We start from the raw sequence: 21,387 nt of genomic DNA on the forward strand, positions 1-21,387 counted from the left end.
TTTATCAATAGCTTTCATCATTGCTAGGAAAATCTCCATTTTTCACATCTTGAACATATTTTCTTAGAGATGTTCTCACCATTTTTGCACCCTCCAAATATTGTCGCACAAATTTAGGCTTAAAATCTTCAAAAAACCCAAACGCATCGCTCCATACCAACACCTGCCCATCAACTTCCACACCACTTCCAATACCAATAATGGGTATCTCAATACTTTTTGCAATTTCTCTAGCTACTTCACTTTTAACGCCCTCTAGCACCATACAAAATACTCCTGCCTTTTGCAAAGCCAAAGCATCTTGCAATAATCTCTCATTTTCCTCTTTATCCTTACCTTTAATTTTATATCCACCCTCACTTCTCACAAATTGCGGTTTTAACCCAATATGCCCCATAACTGCAATGCCATTTTGCACCAAAAGCCTAATAGTATCGCTCACTTCTATTCCGCCTTCTATTTTTACTGCTTGAGCTTTGGTTTCTTTATAAACTCGGATAGCCGATTCTAATGCACAAGCAGGATTACTCACACTCCCAAAAGGCAAATCGCAAACAACAAGGCTTTTTTTTGCACCATTGCACACTGCCTTTGTGTGATAAATCATAGAATCCAAACTTGCACTTAGCGTATCACTCTCCCCAAAAAAACTCATATGCAGGCTATCTCCTACCAAAATTATATCCACCTCACCATCAAAAATTTTGGCAAAAAGTGCGTCATAAGCGGTTATCATCGTGATTTTTTCTTTGTTTTTTTTATTTTTAATTTGTGTGATAGTAGTTTGTTTATTTTCTATTTGAATACTCATTTTATCTCGCTTGAATTTTATTTCAAAAGATTTTACTATAATTTTATCAAAAACTTGACAATTTTTGTAAATAAGAATAAAATTATCGCCCTTATCAACAAAATGGGGCTGATATGAATTTCGACGGGAGTTGGATGGCTCTAGTTGCATGCCAACTTGTGCTAAGTTGTAAAACTGGCTCTTAAATATAAACGCAAATAATACAAATTACGCTCCAGCTTACGCTAAAGTTGCGTAAGTTTAATTAGCTTTTTGGAGCTGTTTTTAGTTAGGATTCTAGCTACTTTCTAAAAACATCATTTTTGCTAGATGCTATCTTATTTACCGAAAATAAGATTTAAGTTCCTTTGGTTGCCTTGTTTGTGAATTTTTGGGTGTTTAGCAAACAAGAAAGATTCCAAACCCAAGAAAGCATGTATATCAATTATTGTTGGTCTGATTTTCGGACTGGGGTTTGATCCCCCACAGCTCCACCAAAACTACTTTTTATATCCTTTAATTTTTCAAAAACTTTGCAAAATATGGCATTAACCTACCTTATCTATTTTGGTCATTTCTATTTTTTTCTCTTTAATTTAATTATAATTGCCAAAGACAAAACACAAACCAATTATTCAATACAAAACAAAATCCTACTAAACCCTTAACATACTACAAATCAAGAATTAATCTCACATAAATTTCAAAAAGAGACGCACCCACTAACTCAAAAAAAAACCAACAAAATATATTTATTAACTTTAAATAAAATTAAGAATCCGATTTAATCCTCATACTATTCCCCACCACAATCAAAGAGCTAAGGGACATTGCAATTGCTGCAATAAGCGGTATAACATATCCAAGCATCGCCAAAGGGATTGTAATAACATTATAAAGCAAAGAGATTAAAAGATTTTCTTTGATAAACTTAAAAGTCTTCCTTCCTATCTTAAAAGCCTCCAAAATCCCATTAACACTACTATCAAGAATAATAATATCACTAATATTAATAGCCACATCAATGCCATTTCCCATCGCAATAGCAATATTACTTTTGCCTAATGCAATAGAATCATTAATCCCATCTCCCGCCATTACCACCACATTTCCCTTTGCTCTTAAATCCTCTATAAAATCAGCCTTTTGGAGTGGATTTTGTTTGGCATAATACTGCTTAATTCCCAGATTTTCAGCGACTTTTTTACAAACATTTGCATTATCTCCGCTCAAAAGTATCACGCCAATCCCCATTGCTTCAATAGCCAAAATGGCTTCCTTAGCACCCTTTTTGATAGAATCCTCTAGTTGAAACTCCGCCAATAAACAAGAATTTTTTGCAAAATAAAAAATTGTATTTTCTGCCTCTTGCAATTTTTCCAAAGATTCCACGCCATTTTCTTGCAATAGCTCCAAATTTCCACCTATATAAATATCATCTCCCACTTTTGCCCTAATGCCCCTTGCATTAATTTGTTCAATGGCTTGAATCTCTACTTTATTGCCAAAATCACCAAAATGTTTTTTCAAAGCCTGTGTGATAGGGTGCGAACTCTTTTCTAGCATTCCACGAAGAATCTCAAAATCACATTGAGTTGCTGCAAAATTTTTTTCTCCAATTACACGCAATTTACCCTCTGTCAAAGTCCCTGTTTTATCCACAACAAGGATATTTGCCTTTGCAATTGTTTCTAAAAATCGTGCTTCTTTAAAAATAATTTTTCTCTTAAACGCTTCCCCTAACCCCACCAAAGAAGCAATGGGAGTAGCAAGTGCCAAAGCACAAGGACAAGCAATAATAATCACTGAAACCATCACCATTAAACTTTGATTAAAATCCACCCCTATCCACAAATACCACGCCAAAAAAGTCCCCAAAGCAAAAGTAAGTACCACCGAAGAAAAATAACGCGAAATTTGATTTGCTATTTCTTGGATTCTTGGTCGAGCATTCAAAGAATCCTCAACTAAGCTAATAATCCTAGTCATCATCGATTCTTTAAATTTCTTTGTTATCTGATAACAAAAAGAAAGATTAACCACTATAGAGCCAGAATAAATTGTTTCCCATTTCTTTTTTGATTGAGGCAGAGATTCCCCATTCAAAGCACTCTCATCACACAAAGCCTCATTAGAGAGCAATTCCCCATCAAGTGCGATTCTATCTCCGGGCTTTACTTCTACAATCTCCCCAACTTCTACTGCCTCCACTGCTTTTTCTTCAATTATATCGCCCCTTTTTACATTTACACTCAGAGGAATTTGGGAGTTTAAAGTATCCAAACTATCTACTGCACTTTTTTTCCCTCGTATTTCTAAGAATTTACCAATTAAGACAAAAGTAATAATCATCGCTACTGATTCAAAATAAGTCTCTCCCCCCATAAAACTCGCATAGATAGAATAAATATAAGCCAAAGTTGCGCCACTAATGACCAATAAATCCATATTTGGCATTTTATATTTAATAGCCACATAAGCTCCACGCCAAAAAATAGAACCACTAAAAAACAATACCGGCGTTGCAAGCACAAATCCTGCAAAATTCAAAATATTCCGCATTTCTTGTGAAATCCCAGAAAAATATCCTGCATATTGAGCCACAGCAATCCACATAATATTCATCACACAAAAGATTCCAACAACCATTTTAATATAATAATTACGCTTCTGCTTTTTGGCATAAACTTCTTGGATTCTTGAATCATAAATGTGTGCATCATAGCCAATTTGACGAATGGTGTGAATAATTTGGGAAATTTTAATTTTTGCAGGATCAAAAACAATAACAGCTTTGTGATTTGTATAGTTGATATTCACGCTAACAATCCCCTCTTGCAAGGAAAGTATTTTTTCATTTAACCATACACAAGCAATACAATGTATCTTTTCCAAAACCAAAGAAATCTCGCAAGTTTTTCCTCTTTTTTCGACATAATGCTCAAAAAAAGCTGGTGAATCAAAATATGCAAGATTATTGTCAATTTCCTCTTGAATCGGTTCTAAAGTATTAGAACCAAGCTTAGAATAAAAATCTCCTAACCCTTGATCTTGAAGCAATTTATAAACACCCTCACAGCCTTTGCAGCAAAAATATTTTTCTTTGCCTGCAATCTGTGTTTTAATTAACACTTTTTCATCAAATTCCAAATGGCAGTGATCGCAAAGTCTTTTCATCAAATTTAATTGCTAAATTGTTTTAAAAATTTCTTGAGATTCCTTGCAGCTTGTCTAATTCTATTTTCATTTTCTATCAATGCAATTCTCACATAATTATCCCCATGATTACCAAATCCTATACCCGGACTCACAGCGATTTTGGCTTCTTGCAAAAGTCTTTTGGAAAATTCCATACTCCCCAAATGCTTCACACATTCTGGAATCTCCGCCCAAATAAACATACTCGCTCTTGGTTTTTGCATTTTCCACCCAGCAGCCCCAAAACTCTCAATCAACACTTCCATACGCTTTTCATACTTATTAGCTATCTCTTTTACACACTCTTGATTCCCATTTAATGCGATGGTAGAAGCAATTTGAATGGGCGTATAAATCCCATAATCTAGCCAACTCTTGATTTTTTGCAATGCACCAATCAATCTCTCATTCCCCACAAAGCAGCCTACACGCCAACCTGCCATATTATAACTTTTTGAAAGCGTATAGCCCTCCACTGCGACATCCAAAGCACCTTCTACTTCAAAAATCGAAGGTGCCACATATCCATCAAAACTCAAATCCGCATAAGCAACATCATTAATAATATAAAATCTTTCTTGTTTTGCTAAAGCTACCAATTTTTCATAAAATTCTTTATACACTACCACAGTGGTTGGATTGTGAGGGAAGTTAGTTACAACAAATTTTGGCTTTGGCAAAGTATTGTGCAACGCTTTTTTCAAAGATTCAAAATAAGCCTCTACATCCAATTCAAAATTCTCATTCCATTTTAATCCAAAAGTGGCTACATTTGCCCCCGCTAAAATAAAAGCATAATAGTGAATAGGATAAGCTGGTTCTGCCACTACTGCTGTATCACCGGGATTTGTAATTGCCTGTACCAAATGAACATAACCCTCTTTAGAACCCATAGCCACACACACTTGTGTATCAGGATTCAAATTGACATTGTATTTTCTCTTATAAGTATCTGCAATTGCAAGACGCAATTTATAAATCCCCTTACTTGCAGAATAACCATGATTTTTTGGCTTATGTGCCGCTTCACACAACTTTTCTACAATATGATTTGGTGTAGCTCCATCAGGATTTCCCATGCTAAAATCAATTACATCTTCCCCATTTTGACGCATTTGTAATTTAATTTCATTAATTGCGGCAAAAACATATTTAGGCAATCTTTTTATTCTTTCAAACTCTATCTCCTCAAACACTTCTCACTCCTTGAAAAATTATTTTAAAAGCACATTTAAACCATTTTTGATGGTGATAGGCAAATAATTATCGCTTACCTTAATAAAACTAGTATTTTCTGGAATCTTGAGATTGATTTCACGCATTGTATCTTGCGATGAAACAATATTAATAATTTTTAAATTTTTATCAAAAAACACAATTTTAGGATACCACGACACTCCGCCAACACTCGCAAAACTAATATTTTTCCCTTCTTGGATTTTATACCAATACTCCCCTTTGAGATTCGCATGATTATTTGTCTCATTGATAGTTAGCAAAATCGCTTTGGGATATTGAAAATCACCCTGCCAAACTTCATACACCCATTGATTAATATTGCGTTTTTCTATTTTTGAAATATGATATCCATAAGCCAACAATCTCTCTTGTAGCAAAACAGGATCAACTGCATATTCCGTATTCATAGACAATACAAAATGATATTTCTCATCTTCTAGCATACTTTGCTTAACCAAAAAATAATAATACCCCATTGCCCCCAAAACATCATAAAGAACACTGGTAAAAGTAGCTGGATTCTCTTTAATCTCAAAAGCAATTTCAAGCTCCATAGGTTTCCCAAAAGTCAATTTCAAAAGCCCATTTTCTTTTAAAATTTTGGAAATTTTATATAAATCTGGCTCTCCTACGCCATTTAAAAATTCTTCTTGATTTTCAAACAACTTTTGTATAAATTTTTGATTAACCTTATAATCTTGCACTCCAAGCAAAGAAACTATACTATAATCCAAACTATTTTCTTTGGCAATTGCATAAGAACCCAAACAAATGAAAAATAAAATAAAAATTATTTTATTTACCACCCCAAACCTCCATTGTATCGGTTATATTGCTCTATGCTAATACTGCTAAAATTTCCATCTTCATCTACAAAAAAACGCATTCTCCCAGCAAGATTATATTTCTCTGTATTATCATTGTTTTGAATCTCTAGCATTCCATGCCCAGTAATAATAGTCTGTGGTCTTTTCAAATCCACTTTTAAAGGCTCATTAATAAGAAAAGAGGTTTTTTCTTTTGTATCCAAATAAATAATGCCTACCCACATTTGAGAAAAGGGAACTATCTTAACTTCTTTTTGAATCTTTATTTCCTCTTGAATGGCTTGAGGGGCAGGCAATTCATTAATCGGTGTTGATGCTGAAGAATCTAAATTTACATTAGGTTCTAATATTTCTTGTGTTGCGTTATTTTCTTGCATTTCTAATGTTGCATTTGTTTCGATGGATTTTGCTTCTTCTTTGATTATCCCTTCTTCTTGTAAATTTTCTAGTGCAGATTCAGGCTTAGGGGTTGATATTGTCTCTTTTTCTGTAATGGTATCTTGTAAATTATGAAAATTAAAATACAAATAAATCCCTAATGCCACCAACACAATCACAACAGCAACAACGATGATACTCTTTTTATTATCATTTTCTTGCATTGTTTCGTGAGAAATTTTAAAATTAATATTAGCCTCCATTTTTTCGCTATTACTCTTATGTTCTTCCCAAAACTTTTCATACTCTTCACACCATTGATGCAAATCCAAATGGTATTCGCGTTCTAAAATCTGAATTAATCCAATAGTTGTGGCTTTGTCCTCAAGATTACCATATGCCATTTCTAAAATAGCCTCAATTTTATTTAAAGCCATATGAGTTTTCTTTGAAATTTCTTTTGCGCCAATTACTTTTAATTTTTCAATTTCTTCCATTTGTTATCCTATCTATCAAAATTGCACCAGCTACCCCAACATTTAATGAATCAAATTCTCTTTTCATTGGGATTGTAAGGTTATAATCCATCTTTGCCAAAATTTTATTAGACAATCCATGCCCTTCACTGCCCAAAAACAATGCTTTTTTGCCACTTAAGGCATTCTGCAAATCTTTGCCTTGCATACTTGTGCCAAACAAAGTAAAATCTGATTGCTTTAATTCATTTATCACATCTAATGGATTATGAACAACACAAAATGGCATTCCAAGCATTGCACCAGAACTAGCCCTCAAAACCCCCTCTTGCTTAAAATCTTTTATTCCACACACCACAATACCATCCACTCCAAGTGCATAAGCACTTCTAAAAATAGAACCCAGATTCCCTACATCACTGATTCCACATAAAACCAAAACAAAATCCATCTCTTTTATTTTGGAAAACTCTAAAACCTCCAAAGGTTTAATTTCTAATAAATACCCTTGATGATTTCCGCCTCTTGCCATTGCTTGTGCCTTTTTTGCATCAAGCTTAATAATCTGTTTTTTTGTTTTTTTCAATAAGCCAAAAAAGCTCTTATCCACCTCTTTGGCAAGATAAATATTTTCAATAAGATACTGATATTTTAGCAAAATCAACTCTACAATGTGTTTCCCATAAACAACCACTATTTTATCCTATTTTTATTATTTTTTTACTTACAGAGTGCATTATAGTATTCACTTGCTGGTTTATTGTTTATTTTTGACAAAATTTTTGCTTTAATTTTTGGAGGAATATCCAAAGAATACACCATTTCTTGTGTCAAAACATTTTCATGAGTGCTTTTTTTGCTACCCTCTATAACCACAACCCATTCACCCCTAATAACGCCTTTCTTTAAATCCAACAAAATTTCTCTAATCTTTCCTTTGAAAGTCTGCTGGTATTTTTTAGTCAATTCTTTGGCTAAAAAAATCTCCCTTTGATTATCAATATTCTCTATTATTTCCAAAGTTTCTAATAAACGATGCGGAGATTCATAGTAAATTATCGGGTAAGGATTTTTTAAATGCTCCATTAGCGTTTCTAATTTTTCTTTTTTCTTATGCGGGGGAAATCCTAAAAATAAAAATTCCTTTTCTACAATCCCACTAAATGCCACTGACAAAGTCAATGCACTAATTCCACCCAAAACTTCGTATTCTAAATTATTTTCTTGCAAAAACCGCACCAAAGATACACCTGGATCACTAATACAAGGCATACCTGCATCACTCAAAAATCCAATATTTTTAGAAAAAAACTCTAAAGATACATTAGATAAAAACTCTTTTTCATTATGGGTATGGAAAGAAAAATATTGATATTCTTTGGCTTTTAATAGATTGCGTTCTACTAGAAGTGAGATTAGTTTTTTGGTAACTCTTGTGTCTTCACACAAAAGCACCTCACATTTCTCTAAAACTTCTAATGTATGTAATGTAATATCCTGAAGATTTCCTATTGGAGTAGGAAGAAAGGTAACCATAAAGGTTTTTATTTTAGATTATATCTTTGCTTAAACTTCTCTACTCTACCTGCTGTATCAACAACTTTATCCGAACCTGTATAAAAAGGATGGCAAAATGAAGAGATATCAATCCTCAACTCTGGTTTTACACTCATAACTTCAATTTCTTTTCCGCTTGTAACACAAGTTACTTTGCAAGGCACATATTCTGGATGAATTCCCTTTTTCATAATAAACCTTTTCCATTTAAAAATAAAACAATTTAAAATCATACCATATTTTATTTAAAATTATTCTTTTTATTTTTTATTCTTACTTTTCTTGCTAAAATTCATCTAAAAAATCAATCAATATAAATTTGGAGGATAAAATGCCCATCACACCCCGCACATTAAGTGGTTTTAAAGATAGACTTCCCAAAGAAGCTTATGCTAAATCCCAAATGCTAAAAAGCATTATTAATTCTTTTGAAAAGTTTGGTTTCTCCCCTATTGAAACTCCTCATTTGGAATATGCAGAGATTCTCAAAAAACAAGGAAGCGATGAGATTCAAAAAGAAATGTATCATTTTTTTGACCATGGGAATCGCGAAGTGGCTTTAAGGTTTGATTTAACACTCCCTCTTGCAAGATTTATCTCTCAATACAAAAATGATCTTGGACTTCCCTTTAAGCGTTATTGCATTGGCAATGTATTTCGCGGAGAAAGAGCACAAAAAGGACGATATAGAGAATTTACACAATGCGACTTTGATTTTATTGGCACAGAAAGCCTAGGAAGCGATATAGAAATCTTGCAAGTGATTTACCAAACTCTAAGTGATTTAGGGCTTAAAAATTTCACAATCCACATCAATAACCGCAAAATATTCAATGGGCTTTGTCAATCTCTTAATGCTGAAAATCACACAGCAGAAATCCTAAGAATCATCGACAAAATTGACAAAATCGGCAAAGATTCTGTAACCAAAGAATTGCAAGACAAAACCCCCCTCCAAAAAGAACAAATCCAAGTATTGCTTGATTTTATCTCCTTAAAACAAAAAGAAGATTCCCTGCAATTTCTCTCTAGTTTAAACCACTACAAAAACATTAATCCTACGCTCAAAGAGGGCTTAGAAGAGCTAGAATCGCTTTGTGAGATTTTATCTAAGCTTATCCCACAAAACTTCTACACTATCAATCTTTCTATCGCAAGAGGATTAGGCTATTATACAGGAATCATTTATGAGACTATCTTAAATGATTTGCCAAATCTTGGTTCTGTTTGCTCCGGGGGTAGATATGATAATCTCACACAAAATTTCTCTAATGATAAAATGAGTGGTGTGGGCGCTAGTATAGGACTTGATAGGCTTTTAGCGGGTTTGGAGGAATTAAACTTAATCACCCAAAACACGCCTGCAGAGGCTATTTTAATCCCTTTAAACAATCTACAATATGCCTATACTTTCGCACAAAATCTAAGGAATCTAGGAATGAAAATTGAAGTTTATCCAGAAATCACCAAACCACAAAAAGCCTTTAAATACGCCAACAACAAAGGCTACAAATGGGTTATCATCACCGGAGAGAATGAAGAATCCACCAACACCGCTTCCCTAAAAGATATGCAAAGCGGAGAACAAAAAGACCAATTAAACCTACAAACCCTCTCACAAATCATTTTAGATTCTTAAAATTAAGAATCTAAATCCCCCAAGCACCACAAAAATACAAAACAAACACTACAAACAATCCCCATACTTAAACAAACCTTTATTAGCCAACAATCTCAAAATTTGACAAACCTCTAAACATTTTATTTTAAGCAAATATTCAGGGGGGGGGGGGGCATAATAACAAGGTCATTTTAATACAAAGGAATAAAATGAAGAAAAGGATTTCAAAAGGAAGCGGGGAAGGATTTTACTTTAGCACACCCAATCATTATGAGATTAAATTCTCTGATTCTGGCATTCCACAAAGGGTTACAATCATCACCCAAGAAACGCAGATAATTAATGGAGAGCAGATTCTTCGTCATTGTGCCTTTTCTTGTAACTTAACACAAGAAGAAAAAGCCTTTCTCATCAAATTTATCAATGAAGATACAAAAGAAAACTTCCTAGAAGTCAAAGAAAAAAAGCTATATTATAGCTACAAAGAAAATCTTGAATAAGGAAAAAACAATGAAAAAAATAATTTTAATTTTATTATGTAGTATTAGTATGGGGTTTGCCTATAATGATTGTTCTCAAGAACAACGGACATATGAACGAGCCTTGGATGAATTAGCTGAAGCTCAAAAATATGCCTACACTTACCCAAATCAGATGATTCGTCAAAGTAGATTTGCCAAAGCCCAAGCAGCAGTAAGGAAGGCTCAAGCTAGATTAGAAATCTGCTTAATGAAATTGGGTAGATAATCTCTTATACTTTGCTAAACCTTATGGCATTCGCCCTTTAGGTTTAGCCCCATCCACAAACCTTACCAAACAATTAAACTTTCACTCGCCCGATAATTTTACCAAACTTCCCATCAATCCATTCAAACAAGATTCTCTAAATACTCTGTATTTTAGGCTTTGTTTGAATCTCTAACGGAGAAAATTCTCCCCTAAGATAAGATTCTAGCCCCACTCTACCTATCATTGCAGCATTATCCGAACAATACTCCAAAGGCGCCAAAAGCAAAGATATACCAAACTCATCACACATTTTTTGGACTTTTTCCCTCAAAGATAAATTTGCACTTGCCCCACCAATAATCCCAAAATGCTTCCAACCTCTAGAATCTCTTGCATTTTGTTCAAAAAATATCTTGCATTTTTGGCACAAATGCTGGATAGCAGTCTTTTGGAAACTAGCACAAATATCTGCTACAAACTTTTCATCTTGCTTATTCCCTTTTTCTATCTCCAATCTCACTGCGTTTTTAAGCCCCGAAAAACTAAAGGCAAATTGCTTCTTGCTCTTTAGCGGCAAAGAAAAACCAAAAGATTCTGCATTACCCCTTTTTGCACGAGATTCCACGATAGGACCGCCTGGATAGCCTAATCCAAGCATTTTAGAAACTTTATCAAAGCTCTCTCCAAAACTATCATCAATACTTTGTGCGACGATTCTAATCTCATCAAATGCCTTTGCTTCAAGCAACATCGTATGCCCTCCAGAAACCAACAAAGCCCCCAAAGGAAAGATTGAATCTTTTTCCAAAAAAAGTGAATACAAATGCCCCTTTAAATGATTAACCCCAATCAGAGGTAAATCCAAAGAAAAACACAATGTCTTTGCCATCATCAACCCCTCAAGCAAAGTTACATTCAACCCCGGCTCTATTGTAACTGCAACCGCTTTTAATTCATGAAAATATGGCTTGACTTTTTCTAAAATTTGAGGAAGAATCTTCGCATGCAAGCGACTTGCAATCTCAGGGACTACTCCACCATAACTAGAATGTTCTTTTTCTTGTGAAATTTTTTGATGGAATAAGATTTTTTTATTTTTTATTTGTGTGATAGCAATAGAGCTATCATCACAACTACTCTCGATACTTAAAAGCAATTTTACGCTTCTTGTTCCAAAACATTTACGCCAAGTTCGGAGAGTTTTTTATCAATTTTCTCCAAAGCTTTCTGCAAAGTTTCTTCACTAATATCGGGCAATTCTCCACCCCACGCTTTTTGTGCTTGTTCATATCCACGAATGATTCCTTCCCTACCTGCTTGAAGTTTTTCTACATCATCGCCTGCACCAGCTAGCACAAAATCTGCGATTCTTGATGAAGTTTGCGCCACACCAAAAAACCCATCTTCGCTAATTAAATCTTTAGCTTCTTGTGTCGTTAAATCTTGTAGAGCTTTTCCATCATACCCAATAGAAGCCAAATCCAAACCACTCAAAATATTATTAAGCTTTGCAGAATCTTCTAATGCACTACTTCCCATCAAGCCAACAGAGCTTTGTGCTCCAAAATTGTTCTCCGAAGAAGTGCTAACACTCATTTGAAATTGCATAATATAACTCGTCATCACAGATTTTGCATCGATTTTTGAAGCAGCCTCTTGAATGTTTTTCTCTCTATCTTCTGCACTGGTAGTTTCTTTGGATAAAGGATTAGAAGCCATTGCTGATTGTAAATCTTGTGTATAATCCATGCTACTTTTAACAGATTGAATTGACATATTGCCCTCCTTGACAAAATTTTTATATAATAATATCGACATTTTTTTAAAAAAGAGTAGCAAAATGAAAAAATTTTATGCCGAATGGGAAAAACAAGATGGAATTATGCTTGCTTTTCCCCACAAAGATTCTGATTGGAACGAATATTTAGAAGAAGCAAGAGAGGTTTATTGTCAAATCATCTATGAGATTTCAAAAATCGAAACTTGTATTCTTTTGTGCCAAAACAAAATAGAAACCAAAACATTCTTAAAACAACAAGCCAAAACTCACAAATGGGATTTGAATCTAAAAAATCTCTATTTGATAGAAATGCCCACAAATGATACATGGGCTAGAGACTTTGGCGGTATCACTATTTGCAAAAATAACAAAAACATTGTTTTAGATTATGGCTTTAATGGTTGGGGTTTAAAATTTGCTTCCAATTTTGACAATAATATCACAAACAATCTCTATAAACTCGGAATTTTAAAAAATATCCAAACAAAAAAACTAATTTTAGAAGGTGGGAGTATTGAATCAAATGGCGAAGGAATTGTCCTAACCAACACCCAATGCCTCTTAGAATCCAATCGTAACCCTGCTTACACACAAAAAAAGATAGAAAAAATCCTCAAAAAAGATTTTGGAGCAAAAAAGATTCTATGGCTAAATAACGGCTATCTTGCCGGAGATGATACTGATAGCCACATCGACACTCTAGCACGATTTGTCAATACCAACGCCATTGCTTACCTCAAATGCGAAGACAAAAACGATGAACACTACCCCGCCCTAGCCAAAATGGAAAAAGAGCTAAAAAAGCTAAAAAACCTTGAAAGTAAGCCCTTCAAGCTCATCGCTCTGCCCTTTTGTGAAGCCAAATACTATCACAATGAGCGACTCCCAGCAACTTATGCTAATTTTTTATTTATCAATGGTGCGGTTTTGCTGCCTATTTATAACGATAAAAACGACAAAAAAGCCATAGAGATTCTACAAAAAGCACTTCCAAAGCATAAAATTATCCCCATTGATTGTTCCATTCTAATAAGACAACATGGGAGTTTGCACTGCATCTCTATGCAATTCCCTAAAAATACACTAAATTATAAAGCACTAGAAAAGCTACGATAGTTTTTCTAGTTTTTCATATTAGATTCAGCTATTTTAGATAGAATTGCATTTCTAAATAAGCGGAAATGGCGAAACTGGCAGACGCACCAGACTTAGGATCTGGCGCCGCAAGGCATGGAGGTTCAAGTCCTCTTTTCCGCACCATTTGATTTATCTCTCACAATTACATTTTCCTTCAAAACTTTATTTATAAATCAAGAAAAATATAATAAAATAAACCACAAAAATATTAAGGGAATCAATGCAACCAAAAACCTATCAAACAAGAATCTATTATGAAGATACTGATTGTGGCGGTATTGTTTATCATGCAAACTACCTTAAATACTGCGAAAGGGCAAGAAGTGAATGGTTTTTTGCTCAAGGGATTCTACCCCAGCAAAATAACATAGGATTTGTAGTCAAAAATATGAATCTTGAATTTCTCTCCCCTGCCAAACTTGGAGATTTGCTCACAATTCACACAGAAATTTTAGAGCAAAAAAACGCCTCTATCACATTAAAACAAACAATTTTGAGGGAATCTCTATCTAAGCAAACACAAACAAAAAAACCTATCTTTGTAGCCATCATCACGCTTGTATGCTTTGAATCTACTACCCAAAAAATCACAAAAATTCCACAATGGGCAAAAGATATTTTCAACACCCCACACCAAAACCAAATAAATTAGGAGTTAATCTATGGATAATGAAAAGAAAAACGAAATTCAATACCCTTGCACTTGGCATTACAGAATCATCGGCAACAGCAAAGAAGAGCTAATAGAAGCAGCTTTTGAACTGCTAGAAAAAGAATTTATCCACACATTAGGCAAAGAAAGCAGCGGTGGTAAGTACCACAGCATCAACCTTGAAATCTTAGTAGAAACCAAAGAAGAAAGAGATCAAATCTTTGCAACCCTACACAAAGATTCTCGTATTAAATTCGTTCTTTAAGAATCAAAAATTTATAATTTCTTAATCAACCCTAACTCGACTTTATTTTTATTGAGAGAAAGGACTTCTACCTCCACCATTTCACCTACACTCAAGACATCTGAAGCTTTCTCATCTCGGCTGTTAGTGATTTTTGAAATGTGTAACAATCCATCATAGCCCTCTGGCAACTCTACAAATGCCCCAAATTCTACAACCTTTTTTACTTTGCCTTGATAAATATCCCCTACTTTATAAATATCTTGTAGATTTTTGGTAATTTTCAAAATATGCTCTTTAGCGGCTTCTACCTTTTCTTTATTGCTTCCGCTTACCTTAACCTCGCCATTTTCGCGATTCAAATCTATTGCAACACCAAATTTTTCTATAATTTCTTTGATAGTTTTTCCAGCCTGTCCAATGACTTCAATAATCTTACTAGGTTCAATAGAAAAAATTTGTGAGCTTGGCAATACCGATTCATTGAGTATGATTTTCCCTCTTGCTTCTTCCATTAAATTCAAAATGTGATTTCGTGCTTCTTTTGCTTGATTGAGTGCATCTTTTAAAATTTGCATATTAAGCCCACCCAACTTAATATCCATCTGCATTGCTGTAATCCCGTGCCTAGAACCAGCCACTTTAAAATCCATATCTCCATCATGGTCTTCTAAACCCATAATATCTGTCAATACCGCATATTTATCATTCTCGCACACAAGCCCCATTGCCACTCCAGCAACCAAACTAGTGCATTCAATCCCTGCTGCGACAAGAGCCAAAGAGCCTCCACAAACCGTTGCCATAGAAGAAGAGCCATTAGATTCCAAAATTTCAGAAACAAGGCGAATCGTTCTCATATCCCCATTGATAATACTTGCTTCTAACGCTCTTTTGGCAAGATTCCCATGCCCTAACTCTCTTCTTCCGGGCGCTGAAATACTACTTGCTTCCCCTACACTAAAAGGCGGGAAATTATAATGCACCATAAAGCGTTCTTTAGAAGATGCTTTGTCGGTTAATAATTCATAACTTTGAGCATCCATATCTCCCCCCAAAGTCGCAACCACCAACGCTTGAGTTTGCCCTCTTGTAAAAAGCACACTAGAGTGAGCATTTGGCAAAAAATTAGTATCAATGCTAATTGGACGCACCTCTTTTAGTCCTCTACCATCTGCTCTTGTAGATTCTTCTAAAACCATCGCTCGAATAATCTCTCGCTTGATTTTCAAAATCGTCTCTAATATCCTTTTTGAAAGATCTTGAGTATCTTGCGGATATTTTTCTTCCCATTCTTTTTGAATTTTTCTAGCAAAAGCCATCAAAAGACTATGTCTCTCTGTTTTTGAGAGACTTTGAATAATACCTTTTAACTCCCCTAAATGCTCACTTTGAATATACTCCAAAATCTTTTGACAAACATAAGTTTTTCTTGTTTGTTCTAAATTCAATGAAGGCTTAATATAGTCCTTAAAATGCTCTACAAACAACTTACTTTTTTGGGAAATTGCATTTTTTGCTATCTCCAAAGCCTCTATCATTTCTTCTTCTTGCAATTCATTTGCACTAAAAATAGCTTGCCCTTCTTGTGTTTTTATACCCCCAAAGGTGCGCATTTCAATCATCAACAAATCTTCATTCACACCGCTCACAAATAAATCTAATGAACTTTCTTCTAATTGCTTTAAACTCGGATTAATTACAAAATTATCTCCTATTTTGCCAATCCTAACAGCACTCACAGGAGAATAAAGCGGAATCTCACTCACATAAAGTGCAGCACTTGCCGCATTTAATGCCAAAAGTTGCAAATCCGCATCTTGGTCTGCACTTAAAACCAAAATGGTAATTTGAGTAGGATAACAATACCCTTTGGGAAAAAGTGGTCGCAAACTCCTATCTACAATCCTAGCACTTAATGTTTCAAAATCTCCCGGTTTTGCTTCTCTTTTGATATATCCTCCAGGAAACTTCCCTGCTGCATAAGCTTTTTCAATATACTGCACCGTTAAAGGCAAAAAATCTTCTTCCACTACTTCTTGTGTATCAATAGCAACAGTGGCTAATACGACATTATTCCCACTTTGAAGATACACACTTCCGCTACATTGTTTGGCAAATTTATCAAAAATATACTTCTCTTCTTTTTCCAAAAAAGACAAAATAGCTTGTCCCATTCTTACTCCTTCATTTATGATTGCATATTAGCAAAAATTTCCTCAATCTTAGCCGATTCTACTGCTGGATAATCTTTGTAATAATACCCAATATCTACAAAATTTTTAGATTTATAAAGACAGAAAATTCCATCTGTGACTTCCTCCATCACTTTTGCAACCTCATAGGGTGCAACAGGTGTCGCAAAGTGAATGGTTTTTGCTTGCAAAGTGGTTACTGACTTAATTGCAGCAAGTGCAGTCAATCCGCTATCAATCCCATCATCTACAAGCAACACCCTCTTATTTTTCAAAGAAATGAGTGGATTTCCTTTGCGGTATTGATAAATCAAAGGAAGCATTTTATCTTCATATTGCCGTTGAACTTCTCCATAAATATAATCTAAACTAATCTCAAAAGAACGCACTAATTCATCACTAATTACAACATCATGGGTTTCAGTTGCCATTGCAATTTCGCATTCTGGATTATTAGGTGCTAAAATCGGGGAAGTAAAAAGAAACCCCAAAGGAGCTTTAATAGCTTGTGCAAGAGAATTTGCTAGCAAAATACCTTCAAAAGAAATTCCAACCACCACGCAATCTTGCTTTTCAAAAAAGCTAAGTGGCATATTATTAAGAAGCTTCTGTAAAGCATCATTGCGATTTTCAAATAATGCCTTACGCATCAAAGAATGAGTATTATTTCCTGCTCCCAACATTCCCTCTCCTAACTTCCCATTTTCAAATCACTACTTAAAAGCGGTATAAATTGAATCGTAAAAAGAATATATTTATCATCTCTTGCTTCTGCACCTCTTGAAGTCAGCATCGGATAAATTTCGCTAACATATTTTACCCCAAATGAAAAACAGCGAATCTGCATATCTACGCCTACTTGCCAAGTTTTAAAATATTTCTCCCTATAATCATAACCTGCGTTTGCAAAAACATCAAAATTTTCAAATTCTTTTCTAAAACCCATATTAATATAATTTGCCTCACCAAATCTACCATTAATCCAATCTTCTTTGGCAAAGCTTTCTCGCACAAAATGTCCAAAACTAGCTTTAATATAATTGCTTTCATAATTCACTTGATGAGTAGCTTCTGAGATTCTAGCCTCTTTGTGTGAATAAAAAATATCGCTTACAAAACTCCATTGATTATTATAAAAATATTGTATCTCGTTTTCTAATTCCCCAAGTTTATTGTCATTATCCTCAAAATAAAAATATTGCTCCATTTTATGAGAAAGTATCAAAGAATTATCCAAAGTATAAAAATATTGCGTTCCACCAAGCTTAAACTCTTGCCTATCTCCAGGAAGTGTAAAAAAGGAAGTAAAATCCCCTTCTTTATGCTCAAATCCGGGCAAAGTATATTCTGCTTCCAAACTGATAGTATGCCCAAAACTATCATATTTTTTTACCAAATCTGTATTAGCTTTGAAACGATAATATTGACTAAAATATCTCCCATTATTCAAATTCAAATCTTGCTGTTTATTTGAATAATCCACGCTTGTCCCATAAAAAATAGGCGAAAGTGAGATATTCAAAAAATCATTCAACAAACTTTGTGTATAAATAATAGGCAACTCCGCTTCTTGTTGAATCGCACGATACCCAACAGGACGAGTAAAATTACTTGCCTTATAATCAAAAGAATAATAAAGATTATCCAACAAAATATTGTCAATTTGACGATGATATTGAATCTCTGGAAAAGTTTGCAAGGTATTAGCATTACTTGTTTGCTCCAAATCCGAATAATACCTCGCTGAAAAGCCCAAATAATCCTCACTGCTCTTTAAATAATAATTCAAGCGTGAAGTTAGTAAATTCCCCTGCAAATCTGCAATATTTTGTGCATCTTCTTCTTGCAATCTAAAATAATCAATATCAGAAATTTGGGAAATATCTACATACAATCCATCTTCATAAAAATAATTTTCAAGTTTAGAAAATAAATTTTCTCGCTCATATTTAAGTTGGATTCCATAATGATCGCGATTCTCTAAATCATAAGTTTGTTGGTAAGAACGACTATTGCCAAAATAACCCAAATTTACCCACAAGATTTTATCTTGATCATCAATCATTCTAAATTCATTATAAAATCCGCCCCCTCTTTTTGTCCTAATTTGTGGCATAAATGTCATATCCCAATTATCATCAGGTGCGATAAAAATAGGCTGCGAATAAAAAAATCCATCATCACTAGAATTACCAACAAGAGGATAAAGCAATCCCGTTTTTCTTTTGTATCCCAATGAAAAAGACAAATAAGGAAAATAAAGCACTGGAACATCATAAATACAAAGACGAGGGTGCCACACTGTTAGCCATTCATCATTAGCATCATATTCTCCCTCTTTTGCCTTAATCGTCCAAATAGGATTATTCACACTGCAAGTAGAAATATTTGTTTCTTTGGTTTGATAAATATTATTATTAAACTCTGCACTCTTAGAATCTACCCACAATCCACTTTCAGAATCTTGCAAATAAAAAGGCTCCAAAAAAGAATAATCCTCTTGGAGTCTAATCTTCACTTCTTGAGATTTCAAATAAAGCGAATTTCCCTTATACGCATTAACATTCCCACTAAGAAGAATCTCTTGCTTTTGTGTATCATAAATGGCTTTATTAGCTGTTACAAAATAATCAAGATTAATAATTGTAACATGCCCTTTTCCGATGATTTGCGTTTTATTGTATTCCATATCATCAGCTAAAAACTCAAAAATAGATTCTTGTTGCTGGTTAAACTGCTTGATTGCAGCCCTTGCTTCCATATTACTCGGACTCAAAGCCAAAGCTGCAACTACACTCACCAAACATAAGCTTTTTTTAATCATTTGGCTACTTTACTTCAAATTTACCACAATAGTTTTAGCAACTTTATCGTGCAATGCTTGATAAATCCTATTTTCAAAAACAAACAAAAATGGAAGATACATCAACATCTCACTCAAAATTCTAAAACACGAACGCACAAAAGATTGCCCCATTTTAGGATTATCTAGCAATCCCACTTCAATGACGCGAATCTTTACAACAATTTTACCAATAGTCGCTCCATAAAAACACACAAATAACCATTGATATACAATTTTGATGATATACAAGGCAATCCAAGAGCTAGAAACAATACCCAAAATCGCTTCTTTATCGTGTGAATTTTGGACGATGCTATCCCAATTTATCCCTATTAGCACCATAGAAATTAGCAAATCATCAATAACAAACGCTACCAACCGCTTCCAAAGAGGTGCAAGCTCAATCTCCTCTCGCGCTAATGTTTCTTCTATTTTTTCAATATCCATTATTTTTCCAAAGCTTGATATGCAATATCCTTGCGATACTGCATTCCTTCAAATTGAACACAATCCACCATCAAATAAGCATTCTGTGCTGCTTCTTTTACATTATTGCCCTTACCCACACACACCAAAACTCTTCCTCCACTTGCCAATAAATCTTCCCCTTCTTTACTCACTCCAGCATAAGAAATCAAAGAATCTTGAGAATCTTTTGTAAGAATTTTGATTTTTTCTTTTTTGGAATTTTTATATGGATAATCTTTTGAAGCAACCACTACACCAACACAAACTTGTTCTTCAATTTCGTAATTTACGCCTTTTAAATCTCCCCTAGCACAACCCAAAAAACAATCTAATAATCCATTTTTAAAAAGAGGCATAAGCACCTCACATTCAGGATCCCCAAAACGCACATTAAATTCCAACAAATAAGGTTTATTTTTGACAACCATTATTCCACAAAACAATGTCCCACTAAAAGGATTCCCATCTTTTTCCATTCCCTCCAAAGTGGGGATAATAATAGTTTTTTTCACCTCATCAATCAAATTAGAATCCGCCAATAAAGAAGGTGCATAAGCCCCCATTCCACCAGTATTTGGTCCCTTATCTCCATCCAGTAATCTTTTATGATCTTGTGCAGGGGGCAAAACGATAAAATCTGCTCCATCACACATTGCAAAAATAGAAAGCTCAAAGCCATCTAAAAATTCCTCTATGACTACCTTTTTGCCCGAATCACCAAAACTTTTCCCATCTAACATTTCTTTTGTTACACTTTTGGCTTCTTCATAACTTTGTGCGATAATCACGCCCTTGCCCGCACACAACCCATCTGCCTTAACAACAATAGGAAGATTCAAGGTATCAATAAAATCACAAGCTTCTTTATAATCTTGTGTTTGGATAAATTGTGCTGTTGGGATTCCATAGCGTTTAGCAAATTCTTTCATATAAGCCTTAGAACCTTCTAATTGTGCCGCTTTTTGACTTGGACCAAAAACCAAAATACCATTTTCTCTTAACATATCTGCTAAACCATCTACCAAAGGTGCTTCAGGACCAATTATCACCAACCCAATTTTCTGTGTGATTGCAAACTCTACAAATTCTTGATAATTCTTAAAATCAATATTTTTCCCAAGTCTGCTTGTTGCCCCATTTCCGGGATAAAAATAAATTCCATCTACTCTACACTCTTTTTGCAAGGCAAGCCCAATAGAATATTCTCTCCCGCCACTTCCAACAATCACTATCTCCATACTTTACCTTTAT

The 21,387-nt window shown here is 34.4% G+C and carries 21 protein-coding genes, 1 tRNA gene and 1 other RNA gene; 8 read left to right on the forward strand and 15 right to left on the reverse strand.

The annotated features are described in order from the left end of the window. Positions 1-4: 4 nt before the first annotated feature. A complete protein-coding gene (panB, locus tag JJQ98_RS02245) occupies positions 5-811 on the reverse strand; it encodes a 3-methyl-2-oxobutanoate hydroxymethyltransferase (RefSeq protein WP_054197591.1) in 807 nt (268 codons plus the stop codon). 104 nt (positions 812-915) lie between these two features. Here panB and ssrA point away from each other — a divergent pair. Then, positions 916-1,287: a transfer-messenger RNA gene (gene ssrA / locus JJQ98_RS02250) on the forward strand. A gap of 274 nt (positions 1,288-1,561) precedes the next feature. Here the strand turns inward: ssrA and JJQ98_RS02255 are convergent. From JJQ98_RS02255 to rpmE, 7 genes are read right to left on the reverse strand one after another with little or no spacing between them, the layout of a single operon-like run. Beyond that, on the reverse strand, positions 1,562-3,967 hold the full coding sequence (locus JJQ98_RS02255; RefSeq protein ID WP_210670769.1) for a heavy metal translocating P-type ATPase: 2,406 nt from the start codon (positions 3,965-3,967) through the stop codon (positions 1,562-1,564). Positions 3,968-3,972: 5 nt separating this feature from the next. Beyond that, positions 3,973-5,184, reverse strand: a complete 1,212-nt coding sequence (locus tag JJQ98_RS02260) for an LL-diaminopimelate aminotransferase (RefSeq protein WP_065827269.1) — start codon at positions 5,182-5,184, stop codon at positions 3,973-3,975. 18 nt (positions 5,185-5,202) lie between these two features. After that, entirely contained in the window at positions 5,203-6,033 is an 831-nt protein-coding gene (locus JJQ98_RS02265) for a hypothetical protein (protein WP_005020634.1), read from the reverse strand. Next, positions 6,027-6,929 (reverse strand): hypothetical protein, encoded by a 903-nt coding sequence (locus tag JJQ98_RS02270; protein ID WP_151104700.1) that lies wholly within the window; start codon positions 6,927-6,929, stop codon positions 6,027-6,029. Before JJQ98_RS02270 ends, JJQ98_RS02265 begins: the two co-directional genes overlap by 7 nt. Next, complete coding sequence (rlmB, locus tag JJQ98_RS02275; protein ID WP_005020632.1) at positions 6,916-7,602, reverse strand: 23S rRNA (guanosine(2251)-2'-O)-methyltransferase RlmB; 687 nt, start codon at positions 7,600-7,602, stop codon at positions 6,916-6,918. The genes JJQ98_RS02270 and rlmB overlap by 14 nt, the downstream gene beginning before the upstream one ends. A gap of 26 nt (positions 7,603-7,628) precedes the next feature. Beyond that, the gene (gene rsmI / locus JJQ98_RS02280) at positions 7,629-8,444 is read right to left on the reverse strand and encodes a 16S rRNA (cytidine(1402)-2'-O)-methyltransferase (protein WP_151104701.1); all 816 of its coding nucleotides are present in this window, start codon (positions 8,442-8,444) and stop codon (positions 7,629-7,631) included. An 8-nt stretch (positions 8,445-8,452) separates the two neighbouring features. Further along, entirely contained in the window at positions 8,453-8,656 is a 204-nt protein-coding gene (rpmE, locus tag JJQ98_RS02285) for a 50S ribosomal protein L31 (RefSeq protein ID WP_005020629.1), read from the reverse strand. A 140-nt stretch (positions 8,657-8,796) separates the two neighbouring features. Here rpmE and hisS point away from each other — a divergent pair, with 140 nt between their 5' ends. The 3 genes from hisS (at position 8,797) to JJQ98_RS02300 (ending at position 10,833) form a co-directional block, all read left to right on the forward strand. Beyond that, the gene (gene hisS / locus JJQ98_RS02290; RefSeq protein ID WP_151104702.1) at positions 8,797-10,104 is read left to right on the forward strand and encodes a histidine--tRNA ligase; all 1,308 of its coding nucleotides are present in this window, start codon (positions 8,797-8,799) and stop codon (positions 10,102-10,104) included. 191 nt (positions 10,105-10,295) lie between these two features. Continuing rightward, the gene (locus JJQ98_RS02295; protein WP_151104703.1) at positions 10,296-10,586 is read left to right on the forward strand and encodes a hypothetical protein; all 291 of its coding nucleotides are present in this window, start codon (positions 10,296-10,298) and stop codon (positions 10,584-10,586) included. Between the two features lie 10 nt (positions 10,587-10,596). Continuing rightward, positions 10,597-10,833, forward strand: a complete 237-nt coding sequence (locus tag JJQ98_RS02300; protein ID WP_151104704.1) for a hypothetical protein — start codon at positions 10,597-10,599, stop codon at positions 10,831-10,833. 136 nt (positions 10,834-10,969) lie between these two features. Here JJQ98_RS02300 and tsaD read toward each other — a convergent pair whose 3' ends face one another. Together tsaD and JJQ98_RS02310 are read right to left on the reverse strand one after the other, a co-directional pair. Further along, positions 10,970-11,971: a tRNA (adenosine(37)-N6)-threonylcarbamoyltransferase complex transferase subunit TsaD gene (gene tsaD, locus JJQ98_RS02305; protein WP_065829993.1), complete on the reverse strand. Its 1,002-nt coding sequence runs from the start codon at positions 11,969-11,971 to the stop codon at positions 10,970-10,972. Positions 11,972-11,973: 2 nt separating this feature from the next. Next, entirely contained in the window at positions 11,974-12,591 is a 618-nt protein-coding gene (locus tag JJQ98_RS02310; protein ID WP_151104705.1) for a hydrogenase-4 component G, read from the reverse strand. A gap of 64 nt (positions 12,592-12,655) precedes the next feature. On the opposite strand from JJQ98_RS02310, the gene JJQ98_RS02315 reads away from it, so the two are divergent. The 4 genes from JJQ98_RS02315 (at position 12,656) to JJQ98_RS02330 (ending at position 14,649) form a co-directional block, all read left to right on the forward strand. After that, the gene (locus JJQ98_RS02315; RefSeq protein WP_151104706.1) at positions 12,656-13,711 is read left to right on the forward strand and encodes an agmatine deiminase family protein; all 1,056 of its coding nucleotides are present in this window, start codon (positions 12,656-12,658) and stop codon (positions 13,709-13,711) included. Between the two features lie 59 nt (positions 13,712-13,770). Next, positions 13,771-13,855 (forward strand) — tRNA-Leu (locus JJQ98_RS02320). 97 nt (positions 13,856-13,952) lie between these two features. Beyond that, positions 13,953-14,384, forward strand: coding sequence for a YbgC/FadM family acyl-CoA thioesterase (locus tag JJQ98_RS02325; RefSeq protein ID WP_151104707.1), 432 nt, complete (start codon positions 13,953-13,955; stop codon positions 14,382-14,384). A gap of 10 nt (positions 14,385-14,394) precedes the next feature. Then, positions 14,395-14,649 (forward strand): HP0495 family protein, encoded by a 255-nt coding sequence (locus tag JJQ98_RS02330; RefSeq protein ID WP_060660987.1) that lies wholly within the window; start codon positions 14,395-14,397, stop codon positions 14,647-14,649. Positions 14,650-14,660: 11 nt separating this feature from the next. Here JJQ98_RS02330 and JJQ98_RS02335 read toward each other — a convergent pair whose 3' ends face one another. From JJQ98_RS02335 to purD, 5 genes are read right to left on the reverse strand one after another with little or no spacing between them, the layout of a single operon-like run. Continuing rightward, a complete protein-coding gene (locus JJQ98_RS02335; protein ID WP_151104708.1) occupies positions 14,661-16,805 on the reverse strand; it encodes a polyribonucleotide nucleotidyltransferase in 2,145 nt (714 codons plus the stop codon). Positions 16,806-16,819: 14 nt separating this feature from the next. Beyond that, on the reverse strand, positions 16,820-17,506 hold the full coding sequence (locus JJQ98_RS02340) for a phosphoribosyltransferase (RefSeq protein WP_005020611.1): 687 nt from the start codon (positions 17,504-17,506) through the stop codon (positions 16,820-16,822). An 8-nt stretch (positions 17,507-17,514) separates the two neighbouring features. Next, positions 17,515-19,647 (reverse strand): LPS-assembly protein LptD, encoded by a 2,133-nt coding sequence (locus JJQ98_RS02345; RefSeq protein WP_151104709.1) that lies wholly within the window; start codon positions 19,645-19,647, stop codon positions 17,515-17,517. A 9-nt stretch (positions 19,648-19,656) separates the two neighbouring features. Next, positions 19,657-20,115, reverse strand: coding sequence for an RDD family protein (locus JJQ98_RS02350; RefSeq protein ID WP_151104710.1), 459 nt, complete (start codon positions 20,113-20,115; stop codon positions 19,657-19,659). Then, complete coding sequence (gene purD / locus JJQ98_RS02355) at positions 20,115-21,374, reverse strand: phosphoribosylamine--glycine ligase (RefSeq protein WP_005020607.1); 1,260 nt, start codon at positions 21,372-21,374, stop codon at positions 20,115-20,117. The genes JJQ98_RS02350 and purD overlap by 1 nt, the downstream gene beginning before the upstream one ends. Between the last annotated feature and the right edge of the window lie 13 nt (positions 21,375-21,387).

Origin of the sequence: Helicobacter pullorum NCTC 12824 (assembly GCF_017979475.1) — a bacterium.
Taxonomy (GTDB): domain Bacteria; phylum Campylobacterota; class Campylobacteria; order Campylobacterales; family Helicobacteraceae; genus Helicobacter_D; species Helicobacter_D pullorum.

What these genes read in the sequence shown, in the direction of transcription:
- panB (WP_054197591.1), bottom strand. Translation starts at nt 811, where the DNA reads ATGAGTATTCAAATAGAAAATAAACAAACTACTATCACACAAATTAAA.
- JJQ98_RS02255 (WP_210670769.1), bottom strand. Translation starts at nt 3,967, where the DNA reads ATGAAAAGACTTTGCGATCACTGCCATTTGGAATTTGATGAAAAAGTG.
- JJQ98_RS02270 (WP_151104700.1), bottom strand. Translation starts at nt 6,929, where the DNA reads ATGGAAGAAATTGAAAAATTAAAAGTAATTGGCGCAAAAGAAATTTCA.
- rsmI (WP_151104701.1), bottom strand. Translation starts at nt 8,444, where the DNA reads ATGGTTACCTTTCTTCCTACTCCAATAGGAAATCTTCAGGATATTACA.
- rpmE (WP_005020629.1), bottom strand. Translation starts at nt 8,656, where the DNA reads ATGAAAAAGGGAATTCATCCAGAATATGTGCCTTGCAAAGTAACTTGT.
- hisS (WP_151104702.1), top strand. Translation starts at nt 8,797, where the DNA reads ATGCCCATCACACCCCGCACATTAAGTGGTTTTAAAGATAGACTTCCC.
- JJQ98_RS02295 (WP_151104703.1), top strand. Translation starts at nt 10,296, where the DNA reads ATGAAGAAAAGGATTTCAAAAGGAAGCGGGGAAGGATTTTACTTTAGC.
- JJQ98_RS02300 (WP_151104704.1), top strand. Translation starts at nt 10,597, where the DNA reads ATGAAAAAAATAATTTTAATTTTATTATGTAGTATTAGTATGGGGTTT.
- JJQ98_RS02310 (WP_151104705.1), bottom strand. Translation starts at nt 12,591, where the DNA reads ATGTCAATTCAATCTGTTAAAAGTAGCATGGATTATACACAAGATTTA.
- JJQ98_RS02315 (WP_151104706.1), top strand. Translation starts at nt 12,656, where the DNA reads ATGAAAAAATTTTATGCCGAATGGGAAAAACAAGATGGAATTATGCTT.
- JJQ98_RS02325 (WP_151104707.1), top strand. Translation starts at nt 13,953, where the DNA reads ATGCAACCAAAAACCTATCAAACAAGAATCTATTATGAAGATACTGAT.
- JJQ98_RS02330 (WP_060660987.1), top strand. Translation starts at nt 14,395, where the DNA reads ATGGATAATGAAAAGAAAAACGAAATTCAATACCCTTGCACTTGGCAT.
- JJQ98_RS02335 (WP_151104708.1), bottom strand. Translation starts at nt 16,805, where the DNA reads ATGGGACAAGCTATTTTGTCTTTTTTGGAAAAAGAAGAGAAGTATATT.
- JJQ98_RS02340 (WP_005020611.1), bottom strand. Translation starts at nt 17,506, where the DNA reads ATGTTGGGAGCAGGAAATAATACTCATTCTTTGATGCGTAAGGCATTA.
- JJQ98_RS02345 (WP_151104709.1), bottom strand. Translation starts at nt 19,647, where the DNA reads ATGATTAAAAAAAGCTTATGTTTGGTGAGTGTAGTTGCAGCTTTGGCT.
- JJQ98_RS02350 (WP_151104710.1), bottom strand. Translation starts at nt 20,115, where the DNA reads ATGGATATTGAAAAAATAGAAGAAACATTAGCGCGAGAGGAGATTGAG.
- purD (WP_005020607.1), bottom strand. Translation starts at nt 21,374, where the DNA reads ATGGAGATAGTGATTGTTGGAAGTGGCGGGAGAGAATATTCTATTGGG.